The organism is Microbacterium rhizomatis, from assembly GCF_008710745.1.
GTDB lineage: Bacteria > Actinomycetota > Actinomycetes > Actinomycetales > Microbacteriaceae > Microbacterium > Microbacterium rhizomatis.
This window is the reverse complement of the sequence record NZ_VYSA01000002.1, coordinates 1,103,670-1,128,009: the sequence shown is the minus strand read 5'-3', so window position 1 is coordinate 1,128,009 and position 24,340 is coordinate 1,103,670. Positions and strand designations below refer to the sequence as shown.

The following is a 24,340-nucleotide window of genomic DNA, read 5'->3' as shown; positions in this document are numbered from 1 at the left end:
AGACCACTCGCGCGTTCCGCGACTACAGGAGCCCCAGCGCCTGAGCGTGCGCGATCGCCGCGTCGCGATTCGGGGCGTCGAGCTTGCGATAGATGTGGGCCATGTGGGTCTTGATCGTGTTGACCGAGACGAAGCACCGGGCGGCGAGCTCGGCGTTGGTGAGCCGGCTCGGAAGGAAGATCAGAAGTTCGCGCTCACGGTCCGTCAGGGGTTCGCTTAGCGGCACGACCTCGGGAACACCGGGAATCCTATGCGGCGCCGCGGTGATCGGGCGCCCTACGACCCGGTCGCGGGTGGACCCGCCCACGCGCCCCGCGGCCGCGGCCAAGCGAGCGCGAACGACCGGTGGCGCCGAGACGGGCGGCGGCGGGGCGACGTCCTCTCCCGGGTGCGCCAGCACGTCGATCGCATGTCCGATCCACATCAGCTGCGTGCGCTGATTCGAGGTCGCTCGCGCGATGCCCTCGTGCAGCGTGAACGCCCCCTCGAGAGGATCGCCGCGCTCCACCGAGAGCAGGGCGAGAGCGAGGTACGCATCGGCAGGGGCGGGATGCCCGAGCAGGCGCACCTCAGAGGCCAGATGCAGCGCCTCATCGGCGAGTGCCTGTGCGCGATCGAGGTTCCCGGTCCAGGCATCAAGGAGCGCCATCGACCCGAGCATGTGCACGCGGTACGCGGAGTACCGTGCGCCCGCAGTGGATGCCGCGCGCGTCATCCACCGCCGTGCGGAGTCGAGATCGCCGAGGAGGAAGTGGGCGCGCGCCACGCTGCCGGTCGATGCCGTCTCGAGCAGGCCGCGTTCGGTGAGCCCCAGCAGGTTGGGGACGGCGGCGTGCGGGTGTTGCGACAAGAGCTCCACCGCGCGCAGCCCTGCCTCCAGCGAGGCCTGCGGATCGGGTCGGAATTGGACGAGCGCGCTGAGGTACGTGTGCACGACGAGCGCGTGCCCGATCGGCAGAGAGGCCGATGCTGCGAGCCGACGCAAGACATCGTCTGCCATCGCATACTGGCCGCTCAGGCCCAGCATCATCCCGTGGACGACTTCGGCGTCGAGGTTGGCGCGGCGCACGGGGGCCGGGATCATTCCGAGCCACCGGCTCATGGATGCCGTCTCACCGCGCTCGAAGACCTCTCGACCTCGCGCCAGGATGAGGCTCATCGCCGGATCCCACTCGTGCGCCTGCAGCAGACACTCGATCGCTTCGCCGATGTCGCCCCTGCCCAGGTGCCATTGCGACGCGAGCACCAGCATCCGCGCGTCTTCTCCTGGGTGTGCGGCCCTGAGGCGATACCGCAGCAGATCGCGGAACAGGTGGTGGAAGCGGAACCACTCGCTCGCGTCATCGAGCGGCACGAGGAACATCGAGTCGCGTTCGAGCTCGGCGAGCATCTCGCCGGCGCCGGCGACCCCCGTGATCGCTTCGAGGAGTTCCGCGCTGATGCGGTCGAGCACCGACATCCGGAGGAGGATCTCACGGCGCTCTGGCGACTGCGCACGCAGCACCTCTTCGCTGAGGTAGTCGGCGATGAGGCGATCGCTTCCGGCGAGATGCAGAGCGAACTTCTCGGGGTCGTCCTTGGTCCGCAGCGTGATCGCGGTCAGCTGCACCCCCGCGGCCCAGCCCTCGGTGCGGTCGAGTACGGCGTTCGTGGTCACGGTCGAGGGGCTGGCGCCGGAGATCCGCTCGAGCACTTCGTCGACGGTCTCGGCGTCGAACGCCAGCTCGGCCTGCCGCAGCTCGGTCGGGGCATGGACGAGCCGCAGCCGTCCCCGGTCGAGTCGGAGGTCGACGCGCGACGACAGCACGAGATGCACGCCGGGGGGCAGGCGGCCCGACAGGGCGCCGATCTCGGTCAGCACCGCGCGACCCGCCAGGTTGTGCAGGTCGTCGAAGACGAAAACGACGGACGCTGAGGATGCGGCGATCGCCGCCTGGAAGATGCCCAGCAGACCCGCGCGGAGGCTGGACGGGCCGAGCGACTGGAATCCCGCTGCCTCCGGGATCTCGAGGATCAGCTGCCCCAGCACCTTCTTGAGGAGCACGACGGGGTCGTCGTCCGAAGAGTCGACGTTTACCCAGACGAAACGGAGGTCATCTCGAGAGGCCGCCCACTGCGACAGAAGTACCGTCTTGCCCGATCCGGCAGGCGCGACGATGAAACTCACGGGAGCGGTCAGACCCGCGTCGAGCCTGCGGCGCAGCGCTGGTCGATCGACGGCGTGAGGTGGAGGCGAGGGTGCCGTCGTCATTGGATGCCTTCTGTCGCTGTCAGTATGCCAGCCGCGTCAGAATCACTCCGGGAGGATGACGGGGCACGATGTCGCGCCGCCCAGGATGGGGATGCGGAGGCGGGCATCGGTTCCGCAACGGAAGGATTCGTCGTGGGCGCCCACCGGTACGAAGTGCTCGTGAAGGGACGATTCGGTCCTGAGCTGTCGGCGGCACTCGAAGGCTTCGAGATCACGACGGCCGCGGGCGGATTCACCCTCGTCACGGGCGACGTGCCCGATCAGCAGCGACTTCTCGGCCTGCTCGCGGCATTCGACGATCTGCACATCCAGGTCATCTCCGTGAACCCCTCAGAGGTCCCCGCAAACGGTTCACCCTTGTCGGGTGACGTAGCGCCTTCCACCGATGATTAGATTTCCCTCATGCGGCACCTCGTGTCGTCCCTCACCGAGTAAGGAAAAACAATGAACTTCTGGGATGTCGTCGCCTGGTTCTTCTGGGTATTCGTCTTCTTCGCCTACCTGATGGTGCTCTTCTCGATCATCGGAGACCTCTTCCGCGACCACAAGCTGAACGGGTGGTTCAAGGCGATCTGGATCATCTTCCTCATCTTCGTGCCGTTCCTGACGGCGCTGGTGTACCTGATCGCCCGTGGACGCGGGATGTCGGAGCGTCAGGCGGCGGCTATCCAGGCGGCGCAGTCCGCGCAGGCCGCCTACATTCGCGAGGCCGCTGGCACGGGCTCGCCGGCCGACGACATCGCGAAGGCGAAGTCGCTCCTCGACAGCGGCGCGATCAGCGCCGACGAGTTCGCGAGCCTGAAGGCGAAGGCTCTCGCCGGCTGAGCCGGTCGAGCCGGAGAACCCGAGAGACGTGGACGGCGCCGCCACCTCGAGCCTGATCTGGACCGTTCTGGTTCTGGCCGATCTCGCCATCAAGGTGGCGGCGCTGATCATCCTCCCGAGGGATCGCAAGCCCACCGCCGCAATGGCCTGGCTGCTCACGATCTTCCTCATCCCCTTCCTCGGCATCTTCCTCTTCTTCGTCTTCGGTGGAACGAAGCTGCCGAAGAAGCGCATGCAGCAGCAGGCTGAGACCACGGCGCGCATCAGCGGGCTCGCATCGACGCTCGACCTCACCCCCGAGAAGGGCGACTGGGCCCCGTGGTTCTCGAGCCTCGTGGCACAGAACCGCCTGCTCGGCGGCATCCCGGTCGTAGGCGGCAACCGTGCCGTCCTGATCGGCGACTACACAGCATCCATCGCCGCCATGACTGCGGCGATCAACGCCGCGAAGACGTTCGTCCACGTCGAGTTCTTCATCGTCTCGTGGGATGCGACGACGCGCGAGTTCTTCAGTGCGATGGAGGATGCTGTCGCGCGCGGCGTCACCGTGCGACTGCTGGCCGATCACCTGTCGTCGCGCAAGATGGCGCACGCGAAAGAGACGTTCGCCGAACTGGATCGCATCGGGGCGACGTGGGCCTACATGCTCCCGGTGCGCCCGTTCCACGGCGACACGCAGCGACCCGACCTGCGCAACCACCGCAAGATCGTCGTGGTGGACGGCCTCGTCGGTCTGATGGGTTCGCAGAACCTGATAGATCGCAGCTACAACTCCAAGAAGAACATCTCGCGCGGGCTGCAGTGGCAGGAGCTCGTCACGCGCGTCGAGGGGCCCGCCGTGGCCGGTATGAACGCCGTCTTCCTGTCGGACTGGCTCGCCGAGACGGGCGAAGACGTATCGGCCGAGCACCTGCCGGCCGACCGGGTGCCGTTCGCCTCGGGCCCGGCGGCGATCGAGTGCCAGGTGGTGCCGAGCGGACCGGGGTTCACGCAGGAGAACAACCTGCGCATGTTCCTCGGACTGATCTACGGCGCGCAGGAGAAGGTCATCATCACGAGCCCTTACTTCGTGCCGGACGAGGCGATGGTCTACGCGATCACGTCGGCATGTCAGCGGGGGCTCGACGTTCAGCTCTTCGTCTCCGAGATCGGCGACCAGGGGCCGGTCTTCCACGCCCAGCGCTCCTACTACGACGTACTGCTGAACGCCGGCGTGCGGATCTTCATGTACCCGGCGCCCTTCATCCTGCACGCCAAGCACCTCTCGATCGACGACGACTACGCGGTCATCGGCTCGAGCAACATGGACATCCGGTCGTTCAACCTCAACTTCGAGGTCTCGCTGCTCGTACGCGGAAAGAGCTTCGTCGCCGACATGCGCGCGGTCGAAGAGGGGTACCGGACAGCCGGTCGCGAGCTCACGAAGGCGGAGTGGGATGCCGAGCCCGGCAGTTCCCGCTTCCTCGATGGTCTCGCGCGCCTGACCTCGGCACTCGAGTAGCGCGCCCGCCCGCTCGCTAGGCTGATCGCGTGCTGCTCTCCGACCGCGACATCAAGCTCGAACTCGACTCGGGCCGTATCGGCCTCGCGCCCTGGGACCCCGAGATGGTGCAGCCCTCGAGCGTGGATGTGCGCCTCGACCGGTACTTCCGGCTCTTCGACAACCACAAGTACCCGTTCATCGATCCGGCCGCCGATCAGCCCGACCTCACGCACCTCATCGACGTCGCGCCGGAGGAGCCCTTCATCCTGCACCCCGGCGAGTTCGCGCTGGGCTCGACATTCGAGCAGATCACGCTTCCCGACGACGTCGCCGCGCGCCTCGAGGGCAAGTCCTCACTCGGGCGCCTGGGCCTTCTCACGCACTCCACCGCCGGCTTCATCGATCCCGGGTTCACCGGGCACGTCACCCTCGAGCTCTCGAACGTCGCGACCCTGCCCATCAAGCTGTGGCCCGGTATGAAGATCGGCCAGCTGTGCTTCTTCCGCTTGTCGTCGCCCACGGAGAACCCCTACGGATCGGGCCCATACGGCAATCGCTATCAGGGGCAGCGCGGGCCGACGGCATCCCGTTCGTTCCAGAACTTCCACCGCACCGACGTGGGCACGCTCGACCTGGGGTCGACCGGCGGCTGACCCCGTTCCCTCCACTCACGCCCTCCCCTTTTCGGGGCCCCGTTCCTGCGTCGGCCCCCCTTCTGCCGCCCGCCCACCCCTCTGGCGTCGGCCCACCCCTTCCGCTCTTTCGTCGAGCCACCCCCTTCGCGCCGAGCCGCCCCTTTATGGGCGGGCGGTAGGGGGTGGCTCGGGGGTAAGGGGGTGGCTCGGTGAAGGGGGCTTGACGAGCTGTCCGGGAGACACGCGGAGAGGGGTGGCCCGGGCAAGGGGAGGCTCGGGCAAGAGGGCGAGGCATGGGGAAAGGCACCCCCGCGAAGCGAGGGTGCCTTTCGCCAGACCGGGAGGGTGCGAGAGGTCAGCTCTTCGACGAGACTCGGGATGCCGCGGCGAAGCCCGCCTCGAAACCCCGCTCGTATGCACGCTCGGTCTTGCGACCCTCGCGTGCACCTGGGTGCCCGTGGCGCCCGTGGTGCCTGTGCTCGGAGGTGCCGTGCGCGTCGGGGCCGCAGCCGTGGTGGCCGTGCCGCTCGGCGTCGTCCGGACCGAAGCCCGGGCGGCCGCGCCCGAAGTCCGGGTGGCCGTATCCGAACCCGCGACCCGGGCCGAAACCGGGGCCGAAGCCGCGACCCGGGCCGAAACCGTGGCCGAACCCGCGGCGACCGAAGCCCCGCGGCATCCGCTCGGCGCCGTCCCACCCGAACTCGCGGGCAACGGCCTCGAGTGAAGCCACCGTGGTGGCGTAGTCCTCGGGTGACACCGCGGCGGTGACCCGTTCGCGGATCGCGTCGACGCGCGTCTTGAAGACGTCGCGCTGGGCGCGGCCCTCGTCGGTCAGCGTCCACGTGCCGTCCTCCTCGACGATCCAGCCGCGCTCGGCGAGGGCGCGGAACAGCTTGCCGCCCCCCTTGTGCGAGTGCGTGGCGACGCGCTCGGCGAGCCGGGCGAGCCGCTCGTCGTCGACGTCTCCGGCAAGGAGGTTGAGCACCATCCATCCGCGGCGCCCGAAGCCGTCGGCTTCGAACTCTGCGGCGAAGGCCTCGGTGAGCTGGCGGTCGACGAGACGCAGCCAGAAGCCGAGCGGTCGGCGATCGGTCGGTGCGCCCTCATCGGTCGCAGGCTGGTCGTCGGGATTCTCGGTGGAGTTTTCGTTGATGTTGTCATCGGTGTTAATGGGAAGTCCTTTTCCTGTGGGCCGGGGCGTTGGCTCTCCGGCCGGTTATGCATGTCAGGTGGCATGTATATGTAGTGTGACATGCACATGGATTGCATGTCAAGTGGCATGTACTGTCTTTCGTGTGACCGATTCCGACGCGACCCCGCTCGACCCCGTTGAGGCGATCACCGCCGCGCTCGCTCGGCTTCGCGGTCGGCGCCGGCCGCCGTGGGCGGATGGCGTACGCAGTGCCCCCGATCCGTCCGCCGAGTGGCGCGGCAGCCCGTGGGGACCGCGAGGTCCGCACACGCACGGCGGCCCGCACGGTCATGGCCGCGGCATGCCGGGCGGGCAGGGCTGGCCCGAGGCGATGCAGGCCCGTTTCTCAGGCCCCGCCCGCCTGAGGCTTCTCGAGGCGCTGGCCGCAGCATCCGACCCTCTGACCGTGAGCGAGATCGGCACGGCGATCGGTGTCGATCAGCCGCGTGCCTCTCGTCTGGTGCAGCAGTCCGTCGACATGGGCGTCGTGCGGCGAGAGGCTGACCCGTCGGATGCGCGCCGGACGCGCATCGTCTTGACGGATGCCGGTGCCGCCCTCGTCCGCGGGTTCCACGGCGAACGCCGGGGGGCGGTCGAGGCCGCCCTCGCCTCCTTCACCGACCAGGAGCGGGCCGACCTCGCCCGACTGCTCACGAAGCTCGCCGAGACCTGGCCGCGCGGCTGACCTGCCCCCAGGTCAGAGGCGCTGGTGCGCGGGGAGCTTCACGAACAGCAGGAGCACGAGGCCGAGGGCCAGGATGATCGTGATGCCCAGGATGCCGAAGTAGGTCGCGCCGAACCATCCGATGAACAGGGCCCACAGGAGCGGTGAGAGGAAGCTCATCGCGCGCCCGGTCGTGGCGTACAGCCCGAACACCTCGCCCTGCATGTGCGCCGGCGTGACGCGCGCCAGAAGCGACCGACTCGAGGCTTGGGCGGGGCCCACCGCGGCGGACAGGACGATGCCGCCGATCCAGAACACCGTCTTGCCCCCCTCGTGGAAGAAGAAGACGAAGAGCGCACTGGCGATGAGGATCGACAGAGCCGAGACGATGACCGCGCGCGCCCCGAACCGGTCGTCGAGTCGGCCCGCGGCGATCGTGGAGATGCCGGCGACGAGGTTGAGGGCGATGCCGAAGATGATCACCTCGGTCGGAGTGAAGCCGAACGCCGCCGCCGCGAGCACGCCGCCGAACGTGAAGACCCCCGCGAGCCCGTCGCGGTAGACGGCGCTGGCGATCAGGAACCAGAACGTCGAACGGTGGTCGCGGAAGAGCGCGATGACGTCCTTCACCAGCACGACGTAGCTCTCGAAGAACCCCACGTGCGAGCGATCGTTGCGCGCGGCGGCCTCGGGAACGTTGAAGACGAACGGCAGGGCGAACACGACGGTCCAGACGCCCGCGCCGACGGCGATGAGCCGGTACGCGAGTCCGCCCGACACGTCGAGCCCGAACCACGAGAGCTGGTCCAGCACCACGACGATCACGAGCGCGACGATTCCGCCGATGTAGCCGAGGCCCCAGCCGAGGCCGCTCACGCGGCCGATCGACCGGGGAGTCGAGACCTCGACCAGCATCGCGTTGTAGTTGACTCCGGCGATCTCCGAGACGACCGAGCCGACGGCGACGATCGCCGCGCCCACCCAGAAGAAGACCGGCTCGGCATAGACGAAGAAGAGGGCGAACTGCAGCAGAGCCAGAAGGGCGGTGCTTCCGAGCACCCACCGCTTCTTGTTGCCCTTCGCATCCGCGCGCTGCCCGAGCACGGGCGCGAGGAGGAGGATCAGGATGCCGGCGGCGAACGCCACCCACCCGTACCAACCGGCGAGGTCGGACAGGGACTGGCAGTACTGCGTGCCCGAGTACGCGGCCGAGGAGCACTCGATCGTGCCGTTCGCGTTCTGCGCAGCGATCTCCGGCGGGAGGAAGCTGTCTGAGACGAGGTAGAGCGAGACGAAGACGAACGTCAGGATGACCGAGTTGAACGGCTGCGTCGCCCAGTCCCAGAGCGCCCACGACACCACCTGCTTGCGCGGCACGACACGGTCGGGGTCGAGCTCGGCGCCCATCGCCGCGATCGCGCCGGTGTTGGCCGTCGGAGGGGGTGTGATCGGCGAGGCTTCGGGGTCGTGCGAACTCATGGCGATCACTCTCGGCTAGGTGGGTGAACGGAACGCGACGCATCCCTGCACGAGGATGCCTCGCCCGCCACGTCGCGGGCGAGCCCAGGCTACTCCCGCGCCGCCCTTTCCCCGACGGTAGGCTCGCGGCAGCGCGCCGCGCGGAACGGGGGAGCGATGGTCGACACCGCGCAACAGGATCGCGAGCCGGTGGGCCGGCGACGCGACCGGGGCGGCCGCAAGCCACGGGCGCAGGATCGCCTCGCCGAGTTCGAGGGGCGCGACGACGCCTTCGTCATGTACTTCAAGGAGCGCGTCTACGCGACCTTCACGGGCCTTGCGATCGTGCTCGTGGTGTGGGCGAGCGGGCACGCGGAGGCCGACCATGCCTTCTTCGCGCTCGTGCTGGGCGTGCTCGGCATCACCGCAGCGGGATTCGTCTCCGACGTGATCTCGCACCTCGCCGTGCATCAGGAGTTCCCGAGCGGCACAGAGCTCCGCATCCTGTTCCAGGTGGCGGGCGGTGCGCTCGGAACGGTGCTGATCCCCGGCATCCTCTTCGTGCTCGCGTGGGTCGAGGTGATCTCGGTCGACGCGGCCCTCCGGGCTTCGCTCATCGTCTACATCGTCACTCTGGCCGTCGTCGGATGGTTCGCCGTGCGGCGATCGCACCTCATCTGGTGGAAGCAGCTCCTCGTCCTCCTCGTGCTGATCGCGCTCGCCCTCCTTGTGGTGCTGCTGCAGGCGCTCGGCCACTCGGTCTGAGGCTTCCTGAAAGTTGAGCCTGAGCGTATCAAGTTCATTTGACACGCTCCCAGGGCCTCGCTAGCCTTGAGTCATCAGGGCTCAACCTCGAGTCCGACGACTTTCACAGACGAACAACCCGGGGCCGCGGCATCCGCTGCAGTCCCAGAACGATCAAGGAGACACAATGCCCCGTGCAGTGGGAATCGACCTCGGTACGACCAACTCGGTCGTGAGCGTGCTGGAGGGCGGCGAGCCCAAGGTCATCGCCAACGCCGAAGGTTTCCGCACCACCCCGTCGGTGGTCGCCTTCACGAAAGACGGCGAGGTGCTCGTCGGCGAGACCGCCAAGCGCCAGGCCGTCACCAACGTCGACCGCACGATCTCGTCGGTCAAGCGCCACATGGGCACCAACTGGACCTTCGAGGTCGACGGCAAGAAGTGGACGCCGCAGGAGATCTCGGCCCGCATCCTCGGCAAGCTCAAGCGCGACGCCGAAGAGTACCTGGGTGACAGCGTGACGGATGCCGTCATCACCGTTCCCGCGTACTTCAACGACGCCGAGCGTCAGGCCACGAAAGAGGCTGGCGAGATCGCGGGCCTGAACGTCCTGCGCATCATCAACGAGCCCACCGCCGCCGCGCTCGCGTACGGCCTCGACAAGGGCAAGGAGGACGAGCTCATCCTCGTCTTCGACCTCGGTGGCGGAACGTTCGACGTGTCGCTGCTCGAAGTGGGCAAGGACGACGACTTCTCGACCATCCAGGTGCGCGCCACCGCCGGTGACAACCGCCTCGGCGGCGACGACTGGGACCAGCGCCTCGTCGACTACTTCATCAAGCAGTTCAAGGACACGACCGGCGTCGACGTCTCGGGCGACAAGATCGCGCTCCAGCGCCTCAAGGAGGCTGCCGAGCAGGCGAAGAAGGAGCTCAGCTCCTCGATGTCGACGAGCGTCAACCTGCCGTACCTGTCGCTGACCGACAGCGGCCCGGTGTCGCTGTCCGAGACGATCACGCGCGCCAAGTTCGAAGACCTCACGAAGGACCTGCTCGACCGCACCAAGAAGCCCTTCGAGGACGTCATCCGCGAGGCCGGCATCAAGGTCGGCGACATCGACCACGTCGTCCTGGTCGGTGGATCGACCCGTATGCCCGCCGTCGCCGAGCTCGTCAAGAAAGAGGCCGGCAAGGAGGCGAACAAGGGCGTCAACCCCGATGAGGTCGTCGCCGTGGGCGCTGCTCTGCAGGCCGGCGTGCTGAAGGGCGAGCGCAAGGACGTCCTGCTCATCGACGTCACCCCTCTGAGCCTCGGCATCGAGACCAAGGGCGGCATCATGACCAAGCTCATCGAGCGCAACACCGCCATCCCGACCAAGCGCAGCGAGACCTTCACGACGGCCGACGACAACCAGCCGTCCGTCGCGATCCAGGTCTTCCAGGGCGAGCGCGACTTCACCCGCGACAACAAGCCGCTGGGCACGTTCGAGCTGACCGGCATCGCGCCGGCGCCCCGCGGCATCCCGCAGGTCGAGGTCACGTTCGACATCGACGCGAACGGCATCGTGCACGTGTCCGCCAAGGACAAGGGCACGGGCAAGGAGCAGTCGATGACGATCACGGGCGGCTCGTCGCTCGCGAAGGACGACATCGAGCGCATGGTGCGCGAGGCCGAGGAGCACGCCGCCGAAGACAAGAAGCGTCGCGACTCCGCGGAGACCCGCAACCAGGCCGAGACGCTGTCGTATTCGATCGACAAGCTCATCAAGGAGAACGACGACAAGCTCCCCGCGGACGTCAAGTCCGAGGTGCAGGGCGACGTCGACGCGCTCAAGTCGGCGCTCGCCGGCGACGACGACGACGCGGTGAAGTCCGCGTTCGACAAGCTGACCGCGAGCCAGGGCAAGCTGGGCGAGGCCATCTACGCCTCGTCGCAGGCTGCGGGCGAGACGCCCGACCCTGCCGCGACAGACCCGGGCAACGGCGATGTGCCGAACCCGGAAGAGGATGTCATCGACGCCGAGGTCGTGGACGACGACGACGAGACGAAGAAGTAGGACGCTCCCATGTCGAAGAAGGACCACGAAGAGCCCGGTGCCGGCAAGGACCGGGGCTACGAGGGGCCCGATCCTGTCGACGGGTCTGACGCGGCCGGACCGGCGGATTCCTCCGCCGGCCCGGCCGCCGGGTCGGCCGACGAGCTGACGGTCGACGACATCCTCGGTGCGTCTCAGAACGCGGATGCCGCTGCCGAAGACGCCGTCCTCGCCGACCTCGAGTCAGCACTGCTGGGCGATCTCAAGCGCCTGCAGGCGGAGTACGCGAACTACCGTCGCCGTACCGAGGATCAGCGCGAGCGCGAGATCGAGCGCGCCAAGGGCGAGGCGGCCAAGGGCCTCATCCCCGTGCTCGACGACCTGGATCGGGCCGCCAAGCACGGCGACCTCTCCGAAGGGACGCCGTTCTTCGCGATCGCCGAGAAGCTCCGCGCTCTCGCCGATCGCATGGGGCTGGTCGTGTACGGCGCTGCGGGCGAGGTCTTCGATCCTCAGCATCACGAGGCGATCTTCCAGGCGCCCACCCCCGGCGTCACCGAGCCGACGGTCCTCGAGGTCGTCGAGACGGGCTACCGTCTGGGATCGGTCGAGCTTCGACCCGCCAAGGTCGTCGTCGCCGTTCCCGCCGAATAGCCCGAAGGGAGATTCATGGCCAGCCAGGACTGGTTCGACAAGGATTTCTATGCCGTGCTCGGTGTGGACAAGAGCGTGACCGATGCCGACCTGAAGAAGACCTATCGCAAGCTCGCCCGGAAGTACCACCCCGATTCGAATCAGGGTGATACGGCCGCGGAGGCGAAGTTCAAGGAGATCAGCGAGGCCTACTCGGTGCTCTCCGATGCCGAGCAGCGCAAGGAGTACGACCAGATCCGCGCGATGGGCTCGGGCGCGCGCTTCACGGCGGGCGGTCAGAGCGCCGGCGGCTTCGAAGACGTCTTCAGCATGTTCGGGCAGGGTCGCGGGGGCCGCGCGCAGAACCCGCAGGACTTCGACGACATCTTCTCGATGTTCAACCAGCAGCAGGGCGGTGGGTTCGGGTCGGGCCGGTTCGGTCAGACCTCGGGGGGATTCCGCGGCTTCGGCGGCCCCACGAGAGGCGCCGACGTCACGGCGCGGACCACGATCGACTTCATCACCGCGACCAAGGGCGAGACCATCACGCTCCAGGGCGACGACGGCAAGCCGTTCAAGGTGAAGATCCCCGCCGGGGTGGCCGACGGCCAGAAGATCCGCCTCCGCGGGCGCGGACGCCCGTCACCCGATGGCGGCGAGACCGGCGACATCGTCGTGCAGATCACCGTGCGCCCGCATCCGGTGTTCACTCGCGATGGTCTGAATCTGCGGGTGACCGTTCCGGTCACGTTCACCGAGGCGGCGCTCGGCGCGACCATCGAGGTTCCCACCCTCGGCGGCGACCCCGTCAAGCTGAGGGTCGCCCCCGGCACCCCTTCTGGGCGCGTGCTGCGCGTCAAGGGCCGTGGTGTCGAGACGGCCAAGGGCACCGGCGATCTGCTGGCCGAAGTGCAGGTGGCGGTTCCTTCGCACCTGGATGACGAGGCCCGGGCCGCGCTGGAGAAGTTCCACGAGCTCGAGCCGAAAGAGAACCCGCGCGCCGACCTGATGGCCAAGGCGCGGGGCTGACCGACATGTTCGACGACGACCAGCTCGACGAGGATTCGCCGATCCTCGCGATCGCGGCCGCCGCGGAACTGGCGGGTATGCACCCGCAGACGCTGCGGCAATACGACCGGATCGGCCTGGTCGTCCCCGCGCGCACCCAGGGCGGCTCGCGGCGGTACTCGCTGCGTCACGTGCAGCAGCTGCGCGAGGTCGCGAGGATGTCGAGCGAGGGCATGAGCCTTCCGGCCATCGCGCGCATCATCGAGCTCGAGGATCGCGTGCGCGAGCTCCACTTCCGCGTGCGCGACCTCGAGGCGCGCGTGCAGGCCGAGCTGCAGAACCGCCCCGGGGCCAGGGTGTTCGCGGCCGGGACGAGCGGTTCGGTCATCTCGCTGCGCCACGGCACCCGCGTGCGCCGGACCCGCGAGGTCATGCTCTGGCAGCCCCGTCGTCCGCTCGATCTCGGCCCCACCCCCGACGACCTCGACGAAGACTGAGCGCTCCCGAGCATCCCCCGAGCATCCCCCGTCCGCGAGACCGGATGGGCGCGACGAGACCGGGGTGTTCTGCACCCTTCTCGTGGCGCCTATGCGGTCTCGCGGGGGAGAAGGGGAACGCAGCGAGCGTCCCTCGGATCGGGCTCGCGGACGGTGGGGAGCGTGCTCGGCGTGGCGCGACGGCGCCGAGCGGGGCAGGATGTCGGCATGGTGACAGTCGAGGATGTCCGTGCGCTGGCGCTCGCGCTGCCTGACACGATCGAGAAGGTCGACGGTCACCGCGGCGGGGCGGGTTGGCGTGTGCACGACAAGCTCTTCGCATGGGAGCGGGCTCCGTCGGCGTCGGATCTGCGACAGCTCGACGCACTCGATCGCTCGTGGCCCGACGGGCCCGTCATCGGAGTGCGCACCGACGGCCTCGACGTGAAAGAGGCCTTGATCGGGTCATTCCCCGACGTCTTCTTCACCATCCCGCACTTCGACGGATACCCGGCCGTGCTCGTGCGGCTCGACGCGATCGAGCCGGCCCACCTCGCCGAGGTCGTGACCGACGCCTGGCTCGTGCAGGCGCCGAAGCGCACCGCGAACGCCTGGCTCGCCGAGCATCCCCCTGTCGCGCCCTGACCCGCCCTCCCCCGTCCCCCCGCCCCCCGTGCCCGTCCGCGAGACCGGATAGGCGCGACGAGACCGGGGTGTTCTGCACCCTTCTCGTGGCGCCTATGCGGTCTCGCGGGGGGTGATTCCCCGGGCCTCCAGGTACAGGGCGTAGTCGGCGCGTGACACGTCGGCGTACGCGTAGGCCCACTCGACGATCGACTCGCCGACGACACGGCCGTTCCCGATGTATCCGGCCACCCGCGCCGCGGTCTGGGACTGCACGTGCGCGCGGGCCAGCGTCGTGGCGCAGACGTCCGCGTAGCGGGCGAAGGGGATGTCGTCGAGCGTCTCCATCTCGATGCTCCCCTTCATGTCGTGGAACTGGCGCACGTAGAACTCGGTGTCGTTCTCTGTGACACGGAGGCTCCCGAGGAACGGATCCGACACCGCCTGCAGGATGTGCTGCAGCGCGACGACGCGGCCGCCCTCGCCGAACTGCGCGACGTGGTCGATGAAGGCCTGAGGCTGGGCGACGTGCCCGTACTCCTCCAGCACGCTGCGCACCGCCTCCTTCGCCTGCAGGAGCAGCGCGTTGCCCGCGCCGTCCTGGAGCAGCAGCAGGAAGCACCGCGTGCCGACGCTGCCGACGCCGACCACTCGCCGGACGATGTCCGAGACCGTGTAGTGCCGCAGCAGCAGGCGGATGTCGACGCTCGTGGTCATGACGTAGCGGTCGAGCAGCGCGCTCAGCTGCGATTCGATCTCGGCGTCGGTGTGCACCATCGTGGGCGGGGCCTCCACGAAGGCGATGCGCCCCGTTCCCGTGACGCGCGTGAGCTTGCGCATCGCACGCTCCGCTGTTCGCTTCTCGGCGTCCTTCATCGCGGCGCTCATCGAGCGGCGGCTCTCCGGATCCATGCCGGCCAGCCGGGCGTCCGCGTCGAAGTGTTCGTAGAAGCGTGCGAGGGGGCTGAGCCGCACCCCTGCCTCCATCGCCCTCGCGTATGTCCGCACGGCGCTGAGCGCAGCATCCCGCACGACCGCGTCGTCACGCGACGTCGACTGCCCCGCGATCACGATGCTCGTGACGAGCCGCTTGAGATCCCACTCCCACGGCGCCCACGCCGCCTCGTCGAAGTCGTTGAGGTCGAAGACGAGAGTGCGCTGCGGCGAGGCGTAGAAGCCGAAGTTCGACACGTGCGCATCTCCGCAGGACGCGACGAGGATGCCGGTGTGCGGGTCGTTCGCGAGATCGGCCGCCATGATCGCGGCCGTGCCGCGGTAGAACGCGAACGGGCTCGCCGACATCCGTTCGGCCCGCATCGGCAGGTACTGCGGCAGTCGCGAGGCGTTCTGCCTGTCGAGGATGCCGATCGGGTCGCGTTCGGCCTCCACATGCCAGGACAGCGTGCTGCGGGGAACCGTCGCGCGCACTTCCCGCCCGGAAGCCAGCAGGTCGGCGAGGGTCGGAGGCGGAGTCCAGGAGTCGGCGAGAAGACGAGGTGCGATGTCGGTCATGGCTCATTGTCCACCCGGGCCCATGCGCGGCGAAGGTCGAGGCGGCAACATCATCCTGAGCGGGTGAGCTCCCGCCCCGGCCGCGCCCAGCGGGTCTGCGGGGGCGCCCGCGCATCCGCCTTTAGAGTGCAGACGTGACCACCCTCACCGCCACCGACCGCGCAGGCCAGCGCGGTGAGACGGCGCGGAGCCTGCGCTGGGAGCGCCTGACGTACTGGCCGCTGACCGTCGCAGCGGCGGTCTTCCTGGTGACCTACACGGTGCACGTGATCGGCGATGTCCAGGGCGTATGGAGCATCGCCACCACGTCGTTGATCGGCTTGATCTGGGTGATGTTCGTCGCCGACTACATCGTGCGGCTTTCGCTGTCGAACCCACGGCGCCTGTGGGCGCGCACCCACAAGTTCGAGCTCCTGCTCGCGCTCCTTCCCGCCCTTCGGCCGATCCGGCTGCTGGATGCGACCACACGGCTGGCCTCGTTCACCAAGACGGCCGGCAACTCGATCCGCGCGCGTCTCCTGATCTACGGTGTCGGATCGGCCTTCATCCTCATCTGGTACGTCTCGCTCCTGGAGCTGCAGTTCGAGCGGCACGCCGAGGGTGCCACGATCACGACCTTCGGCTCGGCCGTGTGGTGGGCGTTCTGCACCGTGACGACCGTCGGATACGGCGACTATGTACCCGTGACGGTGCCCGGCCGGGTCGCGGCGGTGGTGCTCATGGCCGGAGGGGTGGTGCTGGTCGGCCTCGTCGTGGCGACGATCTCGTCGTGGGTCGTCGAACGCGCAACGCGAGGGCACGAGGACGCGATCCCCGCCACGCGCGCCGACGTGCGGGCGCTGACGGATGCTCTCGAGCAGGCGCAGCACCGCGTCGAGGCCGAACGGCTCGCGGCGCAGCAGACGCCCTCCGGTCCGACGCCGGCCGGCTCATGAGCCCTCTTCACCCGTCGAACGGACCGAGCCGATGAGACGCCGTCCTCCGCCACCCGTCGTCGCGCCGGCCCCCATTCCGCCCGCCCTCTCGCCGACTCTCCGTGTGCTGATCGGCCTGGCGGCGGCGGTCATCGCCCTGGCAGGGCTCTCCGTCGGCCGCGAGCTCGTCGGGCCGCTCGCGCTCGCCGCCGTGATCGTCATCATCTGCCACCCGATCCGGCACCCGCTCGAGCGGCGCGGGTGGCCCCGCTGGCTCGCGACCACGATGGTCATCGTGGTCGCGTACCTGATCCTCGCGGTCCTCGCGGGCCTGATGTTCTTCGCGGGCACGCAGTTCGTGCGGCTCGTGGGCAGCTATGCCGACGAGCTCCGCACGTCCGCACAGGCCCTCGTCGCATGGCTGGAGTCGACGGGGCTCGACCAGCAGGCGACGGGCGCAGCATCCGCGATCTTGGATCCGAGCGCGATCGTGGGCTATGCCACGTCTCTCGGGGGCACCGTGCTGAACGTGCTGACGGCGTTCTTCTTCGTCCTGGCGTACGTCATCTTCATGGCGGCGGACGGGTCGCGTTACGCGCGAGCGGAGGCGCAGTTCGGCGCGGGGATCCGCTCGACGGTCGCCCGGTTCCAGAGGTACAACACCGGCGTGCGCCGGTACTACATCGTCAACGCGTCGTTCGGCGCGGTCGTGGCGATCATCGACGGCCTGGCTCTGTGGGCACTCGGCGTGCCGGCGCCGGCGGTCTGGGCGATCCTGGCGTTCGTGACCAACTTCGTGCCGAACATCGGCTTCGTGCTGGGGCTCATACCCCCGGCGGTGCTGGCGCTCGTTGTGGGCGGCTGGCCGCTCATGCTCGCCGTCGTCGCGATCTACTGCGTCGTCAACGTCACGCTGCAGGTGCTCGTCCAGCCGAAGTTCGTGAGCGATGCGGTCAACCTCAGCCTCACGCTCAGCTTCTTCTCGGTGATCTTCTGGACGTTCATCATCGGTCCGCTCGGCGCGATCCTGTCGATTCCGCTCACTCTGCTCGTGCGCGCGCTCGTGCTGGAGGGCGATCCGGGAGCGCGCTGGCTGCGCTGGCTCTCCGGAGATGCGGATGCTGCACCCCGGGCCTCTTCGCCCACCTGACCCGCGCCCCGCGCGGCGCGCTCGTCGCCGAGCCACCCCTGTGTTGCCGAGCCACCCCTGTGTGGACGCTGAAAAGGGGGTGGTTGGGCAGTAAAGGGGCGGTTCGCGAGCACGATGTGGGGGAGGTCGGGCGCGAAAGGCGTGCGCAACGGCGTGGAGGCTCATACGCGAGCGGCCTTCGCTGAGGGCGTACGCCGATGGTTGGAGCGTGTCGGCGGTTGGTCGTAACCTGAAAGGCGCGACCGGGTGCTGTGTCCTCGCATCCTCCCTCTTGCGCGCAAAACAACTCATCGGAGACGCCCGTGCTCGGAAAACTCCTCTTCCGCTATCTCAAGCCGTACCGTTGGCTCCTCGCCGCGCTGCTCGTGTTCCAGATCATCTCGGCGGTCGCCACGCTCTATCTGCCGACGTTGAACGCCGACATCATCGATCAGGGCGTATCCAAGGGCGATGTCGCGTACATCTGGTCGACCGGCGCGCTGATGCTCGCGATCTCGCTCGGGCAGATCGTGGCCGCGATCATCGCCACGTACTTCGCCGCTCGCGCATCGATGGCGGCGGGCCGCGACATCCGGCGCGACATCTTCGAGAAGGTCAGCGCCTTCTCGGAGCGCGAGGTCTCGGCCTTCGGGCCCGGCTCGCTCATCACCCGCAACACGAACGACGTGCAGCAGGTGCAGATGCTCGCGATGATGGGCTCCACGATGCTCGTGACCGCTCCGCTGCTCGCGATCGGCGGCATCATCATGGCGGTTCGCCAAGACCTCGGTCTGTCGTGGCTCATCGCCGTCGCCGTTCCGCTCCTGCTGGTGCTCGTGCTCCTCATCGTCAGCCGGATGGTGCCGCTGTTCCGTCAGTTCCAGAAGAAGCTCGACGCCGTCAACCGCGTCCTTCGCGAGCAGCTCACCGGCGTCCGCGTCGTGCGGGCCTTCGTGCGCGAAGACATCGAGGAAGAGCGGTTCGGCGTCGCCAACACCGACATCATGGTGGTCGGGCGCAAGGTCGGGTCGCTTTTCGTCCTGCTCTTCCCGATGGCGATGCTGGTGCTGAACGTCACGATCGTCGGCGTCATCTGGTTCGGCGGCATCGAGGTCAACGACGGCACGATCCAGATCGGCACTCTGTTCGCCTTCATGCAGTACATCGCGCAGATCCTGATGGGCGTGCTGATGGCGAGCTTCATGGTCATCATGATCCCGCGCGCCGCGGTGTCGGCCGAGCGGATCAGCGAGGTCCTCGCGAGCGAGTCGACGCTCGTCCGCGCCGAAGATCCGGTGACGGACTTTCCGGCACGCGGCTCCGTGCGGTTCCAGGATGTGGAGTTCACCTATCCCGGTGCCGAAGAGCCCGTTCTGCAGGGCATCTCCTTCGATGCGGCGCCCGGCGAGACCGTCGCGGTGGTCGGCTCGACAGGCGCGGGCAAGACCACGCTCGTGTCTCTGATCCCTCGCCTGTTCGACGTGACGGGCGGCTCGGTGCTCGTCGGCGGCGTCGACGTGCGCCAGGCGGATCTCGATCTGCTCTGGAACGGCATCGGGCTCGTTCCGCAGCGCCCGTTCCTGTTCTCGGGCACGGTGGCCTCCAACCTCCGCTTCGGACGCGAGGACGCGACCGAAGACGAACTGTGGGCAGCGCTCGAGATCGCCCAGGGGCGGGACTTCGTCGAGCAGATGGAAGGAAAGCTCGACGCGCGGATCGCGCAGGGCGGCACGAATGTGTCGGGTGGGCAGAGGCAGAGGCTCGCGATCGCACGGGCGATCATCCACCAGCCCGACATCCTCGTGTTCGACGACTCGTTCTCGGCTCTCGACCTCACCACGGATGCCCGGCTCCGGCAGGCCCTCTGGCGCGAACTGCCTCACGTGACCAAGATCGTCGTCGCCCAGCGCGTCTCGACGATCACCGAGGCCGATCGCATCGTGGTGCTCGAGAACGGCCGGATGGCCGGTATCGGCACGCACGAAGAGCTCATCGAGTCCAGTCCCACCTACCGAGAGATCGTCGATTCGCAGCTGGCGGTGCAGGCATGAGCACCCCAGACGCCCTCACCGAGGAAGAACAGCTCGAACTCGACCTCGCCGAGCAGGCCCGCCAGAGCTCCGGCACCTGGGACAGCGTCAAGCCCGGCAAAGCGTCGAACTTCGGCAAGAGCTTCCGTCGCCTGATCGGCCTGCTCCGTCCGCACGCCGTGTCATTCACGATCGTGTCGATCCTCGGCGCGATCGGCGTGGTGCTCGCGGTGATCGCTCCGAAGATCCTCGGCCAGGCGACGAACATCATCTTCGAGGGCGCCGTCTCGGCGGGCCTCGGCGCGCAGTTCCCGGCGGGCACGTCGCAGGCCGATGTGGTCTCCGCTCTTGAGGCGGCCGGCCAGACCGACTTCGCGAACATCGTCGGCGCGATGGGCAACTTCACCGTCGGCGCCGGTGTGGACTTCACCGCCCTGCGCACGGTGATCGTCGCCGTCCTGGCGATCTACGTCGTCTCGTCGTTCCTCAGCTGGATCCAGGGCTACGTCATCAACGTGATCATGGTTCGCACCATGTGGCGCCTCCGCCAGGACGTCGAGGTGAAGATCAATCGCCTTCCGCTGTCGTACTTCGACAAGGTGCAGCGCGGCGACCTCATCTCGCGGGTGACGAACGACATCGACAACATCACGCAGACGATGCAGCAGTCGCTGTCTTCGGCCCTGACCTCGGTGCTGACCGTGGTCGGCGTGATGATCATGATGTTCTCGATCTCGTGGCAGCTCGCCCTCGTCGCACTCGTCTCGCTGCCCCTGATGGCCGTGATCTTCGGAGTCATCGGGCCCAAGTCGCAGAAGGCGTTCGGCATCCAGTGGCGCAAGGTGGGCACGCTCAACGCCCGGGTCGAGGAGTCGTTCTCCGGTCACGCGCTCGTCAAGGTCTACGGTCGCCAGCAGGATTCGCGGGCGAAGTTCGAGATCGAGAACGAAGAGCTCTACCAGGCGAGCTTCCGCGCCCAGTTCCTCTCGAACATCATCATGCCCGGCATGACCTTCATCGGAAACCTGACCTACGTCGGGATCGCCGTCCTCGGCGGGGTGATGGTCGCCGGCGGCCAGCTTCGGCTCGGCGACGTGCAGGCCTTCATCCAGTACTCGCAGCAGTTCACCCAGCCGCTGTCGCAGCTGGGCGGCATGGCCGCGATCGTGCAATCGGGCGTCGCATCCGCCGAGCGGGTCTTCGAGCTGCTGGATGCCGACGAGCAGGAGCCCGACGCGCCCGACGCCCCGAAGTCGGTGAACGGCGACGGCGTAATCGAGTTCGAGCACGTGCGGTTCTCGTACACGCCCGAGCGTCCGCTCATCACCGATCTGTCGTTCCGCGTCGAGCCCGGTCAGACGGTGGCGATCGTCGGCCCGACCGGCGCGGGCAAGACGACGCTCGTGAACCTCATCATGCGGTTCTACGAACTCGACGGCGGGCGGATTCTGCTCGACGGCCAGGACATCGCGGCGCTCACCCGCGATGACGTGCGGTCGCGCACCGGCATGGTGCTGCAGGATCCGTGGCTGTTCGCCGGCACGATCCGCGACAACATCCGGTACGGGCGCGAGTCGGCTTCGGACGACGACATCATTCGGGCCGCGACGGCGACGCGTGTCGACAGGTTCGTGCATTCGCTGCCCGACGGCTATGACACGGTCCTCGATGAGGATGCCTCGAATGTCTCCGCGGGCGAGAAGCAGCTCATCACGATCGCCCGAGCGTTCATCGCGCAACCCTCGGTGCTGATCCTCGATGAGGCCACCTCGTCGGTCGACACCAGGACCGAGCTGCTGCTGCAGCAGGCCATGAACAAGCTGCGCGAGGGGCGAACGTCGTTCGTGATCGCGCACCGGCTCTCGACCATTCGCGACGCCGACCTGATCCTCGTGATGGAGCACGGCGACATCGTCGAGAAGGGTTCGCACGACGAGCTCATCGCCGCGCGAGGGGCTTACTGGCGGCTCTACCAATCGCAGTTCGAGCAGGCGGCCAACGACCTCGACGCCGAGGCGGCCCTCCTCGACCTGTCGCTCACCGGCAGCATCCCTGTCTCGGCCGGCGGCGGTGGGGGCTCGGCGCCCGAACCCGGCGGCGACGAGTCGACGACCCCGCAGGCCTAGCCTTCGAGGCGCCCCTCACCTCGCCGTGCGCGGGGTGAGGGGCAACGCCGAATGCCGGCATCCCGCGTCTCGTGTTGTCTCCGATGTCCGCCTGTTGGTGGGCATGGGTGGGGGTGCGTGCCGTCTGGCGGACATGCGGGGTGGGGCGTGTCGGGAAGACGGTCGACGGGCGAGCTCATTCCCGCCTCCTGGCGGACATGAGCGCGGCGGACGGCAGGGACAGGCGCGAGCGCGCGGCGCGCGGGCGGCTGCAGGGACAGGCGCGAGCGCGCGGCGCGCGCGCCGCATCAGGCGGGCTTCGCGGGAACGAGGTAGTCCGGGTCGGTCGCCGTCGTGTGGATGAGCATCTCGGGCGCACTGCGCACCACGAGCCACGCGGGAAGGATGATCACGCAGAGCACGGGCAGCAGCGTGATGTCTCCGACGATCGCGACGGCGATGAACAGCGCGATCCACCCATCGCGTGCGATCGCGAGGGTGAGCCCGAGCACTCCGCAGGCGACGGCGAGGCCCAGGGGGATGCTCGGCACCAGCGCGTGGGCCAGCATCCCGAACGAGACCCCGATGAAGACGGCGGGGAAGACGCGACCGCCGCGGAATCCCGCTGCCGCGGCCACCGCGAGGGCGATGATCTTGATGCCGGTGAACAGAGCGAGCTGGCCCCCACTGTAGGCGGACGGGTCACTGAGCAGCTCGGCACTCTGGTCGAGTCCTTTGAAGAGGGTGATGGGTCCGCCGATCACCCCGAGGACCCCGAGGATCAGCCCGCCCACCGTCGTGTAGACGATCGGGTACTTGAGCGCGCGGAATGCCCGCCAGAGGTAGGGGAACACGAACACGCCGATGAGCCCTGCCAGCACCGCGGCGCATGCGACGCAGGCTCCCCACAGCGCATCGAGCGGGATGCTCGTGCTGGCGTACGGCTCGATCCCGGTGACGACGCCCAGGCCCCCGCCCAGCATGTTCGTGACGATGCCGCCGGCACCGGCGGCAACGAGGGGGAGGAACAGGCGGTCCCACAGCGACCCAGGAGCCTTTGCGGCGGCGACCACGCCGGTGAAGACGAGCGCCGCGGCCACCGGAGTGCCGAAGAGCGCCCCGATGGTGGCCGAGGCGGCCAGAAGGAGCACGATCTGCTGCGGCACAGCCCGGAAGAAGCGCGAGACGATGGCGACCGCGAGGGCGGTGTTGATCGCGATGATCGGGTTCTCGGGGCCGAGGCTGACACCTCCGGCCAGAGCGAGCACGACGACGATGATCAGGCTGGGGAGGGCCATGAGGCGCAGGGGCGGGGAGATCAGCTCGGTCGTGGCCGAGTCCACGCCGCCATGCCCCGGCACGAGCCACACCACCAGACCCACGGCCGCCCCGGTCGCGGTGAGGATCAGGACGATCCACCAGCCCGCCGGATCGACGTGCAGCACCGTCGGCAGCGTTGTCCAGATCGCGGTCTCGAGCACGGAGGCGACCTGCTCCAGCCCCCACAGCGTCAGAGCGGAGAGGATGCCGATCAGCAGCGCGGGGATCGCCATCAGCAGAAGCTGACGGGTGCGCGGCGGCGGTGGGATGGCCGGGATGCCGGATGTGCCAGCGTGCGAGTCGGTCACGGTCTCACCTTAGGGGCGGTGCGCGGCGGCACATCGCGGGCGCAGCGGAACCCGATGTGCGTCGTCGCGGAGTCGTCCGACTGGGGCGACCGCGCGGCAGGACGGAAGCGCAGGCAGTAGTCGGGCGAGCACAAATGCGATCCGCCCTTGAGCACCCGTCGCGGAATGCGCGATCCGGGCTCCGCGCTCGCGACCGAGAGCAGGTTCGCGCGCTTCTCGGGATCGACCGACTGCTGCCCCGGCACCAGATGCCTCGTCGTGTAGAAGTCGCTCGTCCACTCCCAGACGTTGCCGATCATGTCGAACAGGCCGTAGCCGTTCGGTGGGAACGATCCGACCGGGGCCGTTCCACCGTCGAAGCCGCCCCGGTCGTCGTACGGGAATGCGCCGATCCACGAGTTGGCGAGCGCGGCGCCACCCGGGTAGGGCTCATCGCCCCACGCGAACGCGGTGTCGGCCGAGCCTCCTCGGGCTGCATACTCGTGCTCGACCTCGGTCGGGAGTCGCTTGCCGGCCCACGCAGCGTAGGCCGAGGCATCCTCGAACGATACTTGCACGACGGGATGCCGCATCCGATCCTCGATCGACGACCCGGGCCCGCGCGGGTGGCGCCACTGCGCGCCCGGCACCCACCTCCACCACTGCCGCCAGTCGTTCAGATCGACGGGGCCGGACGTCGGGGTGAAGACCAGCCCGCCGGGGATCAGGTCTTCGGGAGCGACGCCGGGGTAGTCGGCCGCGTTCATCGGCCGCTCCGCGACCGTGACGTACCCGGTGGCGGCGACGAACGCCGTGAAGTCCTCGTTGGTGACTTCGTACCTGTCGATCTCGAAGTCGCCGACGGTGCGCTCGTGGGCGGGCCGCTCGTTGGGGTAGAACTCCTCCGAGCCCATCCGGAACGTGCCGCCCGGGATGCGGACCATGTCGTTCACGCGTGCTTCTTCCTCACGGATCCGGAGGCGGGATGCTGCGATCCGACGCCGATGAGAACGAG

General features: G+C 68.4%; 21 protein-coding genes. 15 read left to right on the top strand and 6 right to left on the bottom strand.

Going from position 1 to position 24,340, the window contains the following annotated elements; genetic code table 11:
- Positions 1–22: 22 nt before the first annotated feature.
- Entirely contained in the window at positions 23–2,251 is a 2,229-nt protein-coding gene (locus F6B43_RS13535) for a helix-turn-helix transcriptional regulator (RefSeq protein ID WP_150449429.1), read from the bottom strand.
- A gap of 132 nt (positions 2,252–2,383) precedes the next feature.
- Here F6B43_RS13535 and F6B43_RS13530 point away from each other — a divergent pair, with 132 nt between their 5' ends.
- From F6B43_RS13530 to dcd, 4 genes are read left to right on the top strand one after another with little or no spacing between them, the layout of a single operon-like run.
- Positions 2,384–2,644 (top strand): hypothetical protein, encoded by a 261-nt coding sequence (locus tag F6B43_RS13530; RefSeq protein ID WP_150449428.1) that lies wholly within the window; start codon positions 2,384–2,386, stop codon positions 2,642–2,644.
- Positions 2,645–2,695: 51 nt separating this feature from the next.
- Positions 2,696–3,076, top strand: coding sequence for an SHOCT domain-containing protein (locus tag F6B43_RS13525; protein WP_150449427.1), 381 nt, complete (start codon positions 2,696–2,698; stop codon positions 3,074–3,076).
- 28 nt (positions 3,077–3,104) lie between these two features.
- The gene (gene cls, locus F6B43_RS13520; protein WP_150449426.1) at positions 3,105–4,577 is read left to right on the top strand and encodes a cardiolipin synthase; all 1,473 of its coding nucleotides are present in this window, start codon (positions 3,105–3,107) and stop codon (positions 4,575–4,577) included.
- A 29-nt stretch (positions 4,578–4,606) separates the two neighbouring features.
- A complete protein-coding gene (dcd, locus tag F6B43_RS13515) occupies positions 4,607–5,212 on the top strand; it encodes a dCTP deaminase (protein ID WP_150449425.1) in 606 nt (201 codons plus the stop codon).
- 337 nt (positions 5,213–5,549) lie between these two features.
- Here the strand turns inward: dcd and F6B43_RS13510 are convergent, their stop codons facing one another.
- The gene (locus F6B43_RS13510) at positions 5,550–6,182 is read right to left on the bottom strand and encodes a hypothetical protein (RefSeq protein WP_246159944.1); all 633 of its coding nucleotides are present in this window, start codon (positions 6,180–6,182) and stop codon (positions 5,550–5,552) included.
- A 307-nt stretch (positions 6,183–6,489) separates the two neighbouring features.
- On the opposite strand from F6B43_RS13510, the gene F6B43_RS19890 reads away from it, so the two are divergent.
- Positions 6,490–7,071, top strand: coding sequence for a MarR family winged helix-turn-helix transcriptional regulator (locus tag F6B43_RS19890; protein ID WP_246159943.1), 582 nt, complete (start codon positions 6,490–6,492; stop codon positions 7,069–7,071).
- 12 nt (positions 7,072–7,083) lie between these two features.
- Here the strand turns inward: F6B43_RS19890 and F6B43_RS13500 are convergent, their stop codons facing one another.
- A complete protein-coding gene (locus F6B43_RS13500) occupies positions 7,084–8,529 on the bottom strand; it encodes an MFS transporter (protein WP_150449423.1) in 1,446 nt (481 codons plus the stop codon).
- Positions 8,530–8,685: 156 nt separating this feature from the next.
- Here F6B43_RS13500 and F6B43_RS13495 point away from each other — a divergent pair, with 156 nt between their 5' ends.
- The 6 genes from F6B43_RS13495 to F6B43_RS13470 all read left to right on the top strand — a co-directional run bounded on the left by F6B43_RS13495 (position 8,686) and on the right by F6B43_RS13470 (position 14,049).
- Positions 8,686–9,273 carry a hypothetical protein gene (locus F6B43_RS13495; protein WP_211368134.1) on the top strand — a complete coding sequence of 196 codons (588 nt, stop codon included), beginning with the start codon at positions 8,686–8,688 and terminating at the stop codon, positions 9,271–9,273.
- Between the two features lie 166 nt (positions 9,274–9,439).
- The gene (dnaK, locus tag F6B43_RS13490) at positions 9,440–11,308 is read left to right on the top strand and encodes a molecular chaperone DnaK (RefSeq protein ID WP_150449422.1); all 1,869 of its coding nucleotides are present in this window, start codon (positions 9,440–9,442) and stop codon (positions 11,306–11,308) included.
- A 9-nt stretch (positions 11,309–11,317) separates the two neighbouring features.
- Positions 11,318–11,941, top strand: coding sequence for a nucleotide exchange factor GrpE (locus F6B43_RS13485; RefSeq protein ID WP_150449421.1), 624 nt, complete (start codon positions 11,318–11,320; stop codon positions 11,939–11,941).
- A 15-nt stretch (positions 11,942–11,956) separates the two neighbouring features.
- On the top strand, positions 11,957–12,949 hold the full coding sequence (locus F6B43_RS13480; protein WP_150449420.1) for a DnaJ C-terminal domain-containing protein: 993 nt from the start codon (positions 11,957–11,959) through the stop codon (positions 12,947–12,949).
- Between the two features lie 5 nt (positions 12,950–12,954).
- Positions 12,955–13,425: a heat shock protein transcriptional repressor HspR gene (locus F6B43_RS13475; protein WP_150449419.1), complete on the top strand. Its 471-nt coding sequence runs from the start codon at positions 12,955–12,957 to the stop codon at positions 13,423–13,425.
- Between the two features lie 207 nt (positions 13,426–13,632).
- On the top strand, positions 13,633–14,049 hold the full coding sequence (locus F6B43_RS13470) for an MmcQ/YjbR family DNA-binding protein (RefSeq protein ID WP_150449418.1): 417 nt from the start codon (positions 13,633–13,635) through the stop codon (positions 14,047–14,049).
- Between the two features lie 93 nt (positions 14,050–14,142).
- Here the strand turns inward: F6B43_RS13470 and F6B43_RS13465 are convergent, their stop codons facing one another.
- Positions 14,143–15,540 carry a DUF2252 domain-containing protein gene (locus F6B43_RS13465; RefSeq protein ID WP_150449417.1) on the bottom strand — a complete coding sequence of 466 codons (1,398 nt, stop codon included), beginning with the start codon at positions 15,538–15,540 and terminating at the stop codon, positions 14,143–14,145.
- 134 nt (positions 15,541–15,674) lie between these two features.
- Here F6B43_RS13465 and F6B43_RS13460 point away from each other — a divergent pair, with 134 nt between their 5' ends.
- The 4 genes from F6B43_RS13460 (at position 15,675) to F6B43_RS13445 (ending at position 21,739) form a co-directional block, all read left to right on the top strand.
- Positions 15,675–16,475 (top strand): ion channel, encoded by an 801-nt coding sequence (locus F6B43_RS13460; RefSeq protein ID WP_150449416.1) that lies wholly within the window; start codon positions 15,675–15,677, stop codon positions 16,473–16,475.
- Between the two features lie 31 nt (positions 16,476–16,506).
- Positions 16,507–17,604, top strand: a complete 1,098-nt coding sequence (locus tag F6B43_RS13455; RefSeq protein ID WP_150449415.1) for an AI-2E family transporter — start codon at positions 16,507–16,509, stop codon at positions 17,602–17,604.
- Positions 17,605–17,906: 302 nt separating this feature from the next.
- On the top strand, positions 17,907–19,634 hold the full coding sequence (locus F6B43_RS13450; RefSeq protein ID WP_150449414.1) for an ABC transporter ATP-binding protein: 1,728 nt from the start codon (positions 17,907–17,909) through the stop codon (positions 19,632–19,634).
- The gene (locus tag F6B43_RS13445) at positions 19,631–21,739 is read left to right on the top strand and encodes an ABC transporter ATP-binding protein (RefSeq protein WP_150449413.1); all 2,109 of its coding nucleotides are present in this window, start codon (positions 19,631–19,633) and stop codon (positions 21,737–21,739) included. Before F6B43_RS13450 ends, F6B43_RS13445 begins: the two co-directional genes overlap by 4 nt.
- 287 nt (positions 21,740–22,026) lie before the next feature.
- Here F6B43_RS13445 and F6B43_RS13440 read toward each other — a convergent pair whose 3' ends face one another.
- Both F6B43_RS13440 and F6B43_RS13435 read right to left on the bottom strand, forming a co-directional pair.
- A complete protein-coding gene (locus F6B43_RS13440; protein WP_246159942.1) occupies positions 22,027–23,346 on the bottom strand; it encodes an ion channel protein in 1,320 nt (439 codons plus the stop codon).
- Complete coding sequence (locus F6B43_RS13435) at positions 23,343–24,269, bottom strand: formylglycine-generating enzyme family protein (RefSeq protein ID WP_211368146.1); 927 nt, start codon at positions 24,267–24,269, stop codon at positions 23,343–23,345. The genes F6B43_RS13440 and F6B43_RS13435 overlap by 4 nt, the downstream gene beginning before the upstream one ends.
- Between the last annotated feature and the right edge of the window lie 71 nt (positions 24,270–24,340).

What these genes read in the sequence shown, in the direction of transcription:
- F6B43_RS13535 (WP_150449429.1), bottom strand. Translation starts at nt 2,251, where the DNA reads ATGACGACGGCACCCTCGCCTCCACCTCACGCCGTCGATCGACCAGCG.
- F6B43_RS13525 (WP_150449427.1), top strand. Translation starts at nt 2,696, where the DNA reads ATGAACTTCTGGGATGTCGTCGCCTGGTTCTTCTGGGTATTCGTCTTC.
- F6B43_RS13510 (WP_246159944.1), bottom strand. Translation starts at nt 6,182, where the DNA reads ATGGTGCTCAACCTCCTTGCCGGAGACGTCGACGACGAGCGGCTCGCC.
- F6B43_RS13500 (WP_150449423.1), bottom strand. Translation starts at nt 8,529, where the DNA reads ATGAGTTCGCACGACCCCGAAGCCTCGCCGATCACACCCCCTCCGACG.
- F6B43_RS13495 (WP_211368134.1), top strand. Translation starts at nt 8,686, where the DNA reads ATGGTCGACACCGCGCAACAGGATCGCGAGCCGGTGGGCCGGCGACGC.
- dnaK (WP_150449422.1), top strand. Translation starts at nt 9,440, where the DNA reads ATGCCCCGTGCAGTGGGAATCGACCTCGGTACGACCAACTCGGTCGTG.
- F6B43_RS13485 (WP_150449421.1), top strand. Translation starts at nt 11,318, where the DNA reads ATGTCGAAGAAGGACCACGAAGAGCCCGGTGCCGGCAAGGACCGGGGC.
- F6B43_RS13480 (WP_150449420.1), top strand. Translation starts at nt 11,957, where the DNA reads ATGGCCAGCCAGGACTGGTTCGACAAGGATTTCTATGCCGTGCTCGGT.
- F6B43_RS13475 (WP_150449419.1), top strand. Translation starts at nt 12,955, where the DNA reads ATGTTCGACGACGACCAGCTCGACGAGGATTCGCCGATCCTCGCGATC.
- F6B43_RS13470 (WP_150449418.1), top strand. Translation starts at nt 13,633, where the DNA reads ATGGTGACAGTCGAGGATGTCCGTGCGCTGGCGCTCGCGCTGCCTGAC.
- F6B43_RS13465 (WP_150449417.1), bottom strand. Translation starts at nt 15,540, where the DNA reads ATGACCGACATCGCACCTCGTCTTCTCGCCGACTCCTGGACTCCGCCT.
- F6B43_RS13455 (WP_150449415.1), top strand. Translation starts at nt 16,507, where the DNA reads ATGAGACGCCGTCCTCCGCCACCCGTCGTCGCGCCGGCCCCCATTCCG.
- F6B43_RS13445 (WP_150449413.1), top strand. Translation starts at nt 19,631, where the DNA reads ATGAGCACCCCAGACGCCCTCACCGAGGAAGAACAGCTCGAACTCGAC.
- F6B43_RS13435 (WP_211368146.1), bottom strand. Translation starts at nt 24,269, where the DNA reads ATGGTCCGCATCCCGGGCGGCACGTTCCGGATGGGCTCGGAGGAGTTC.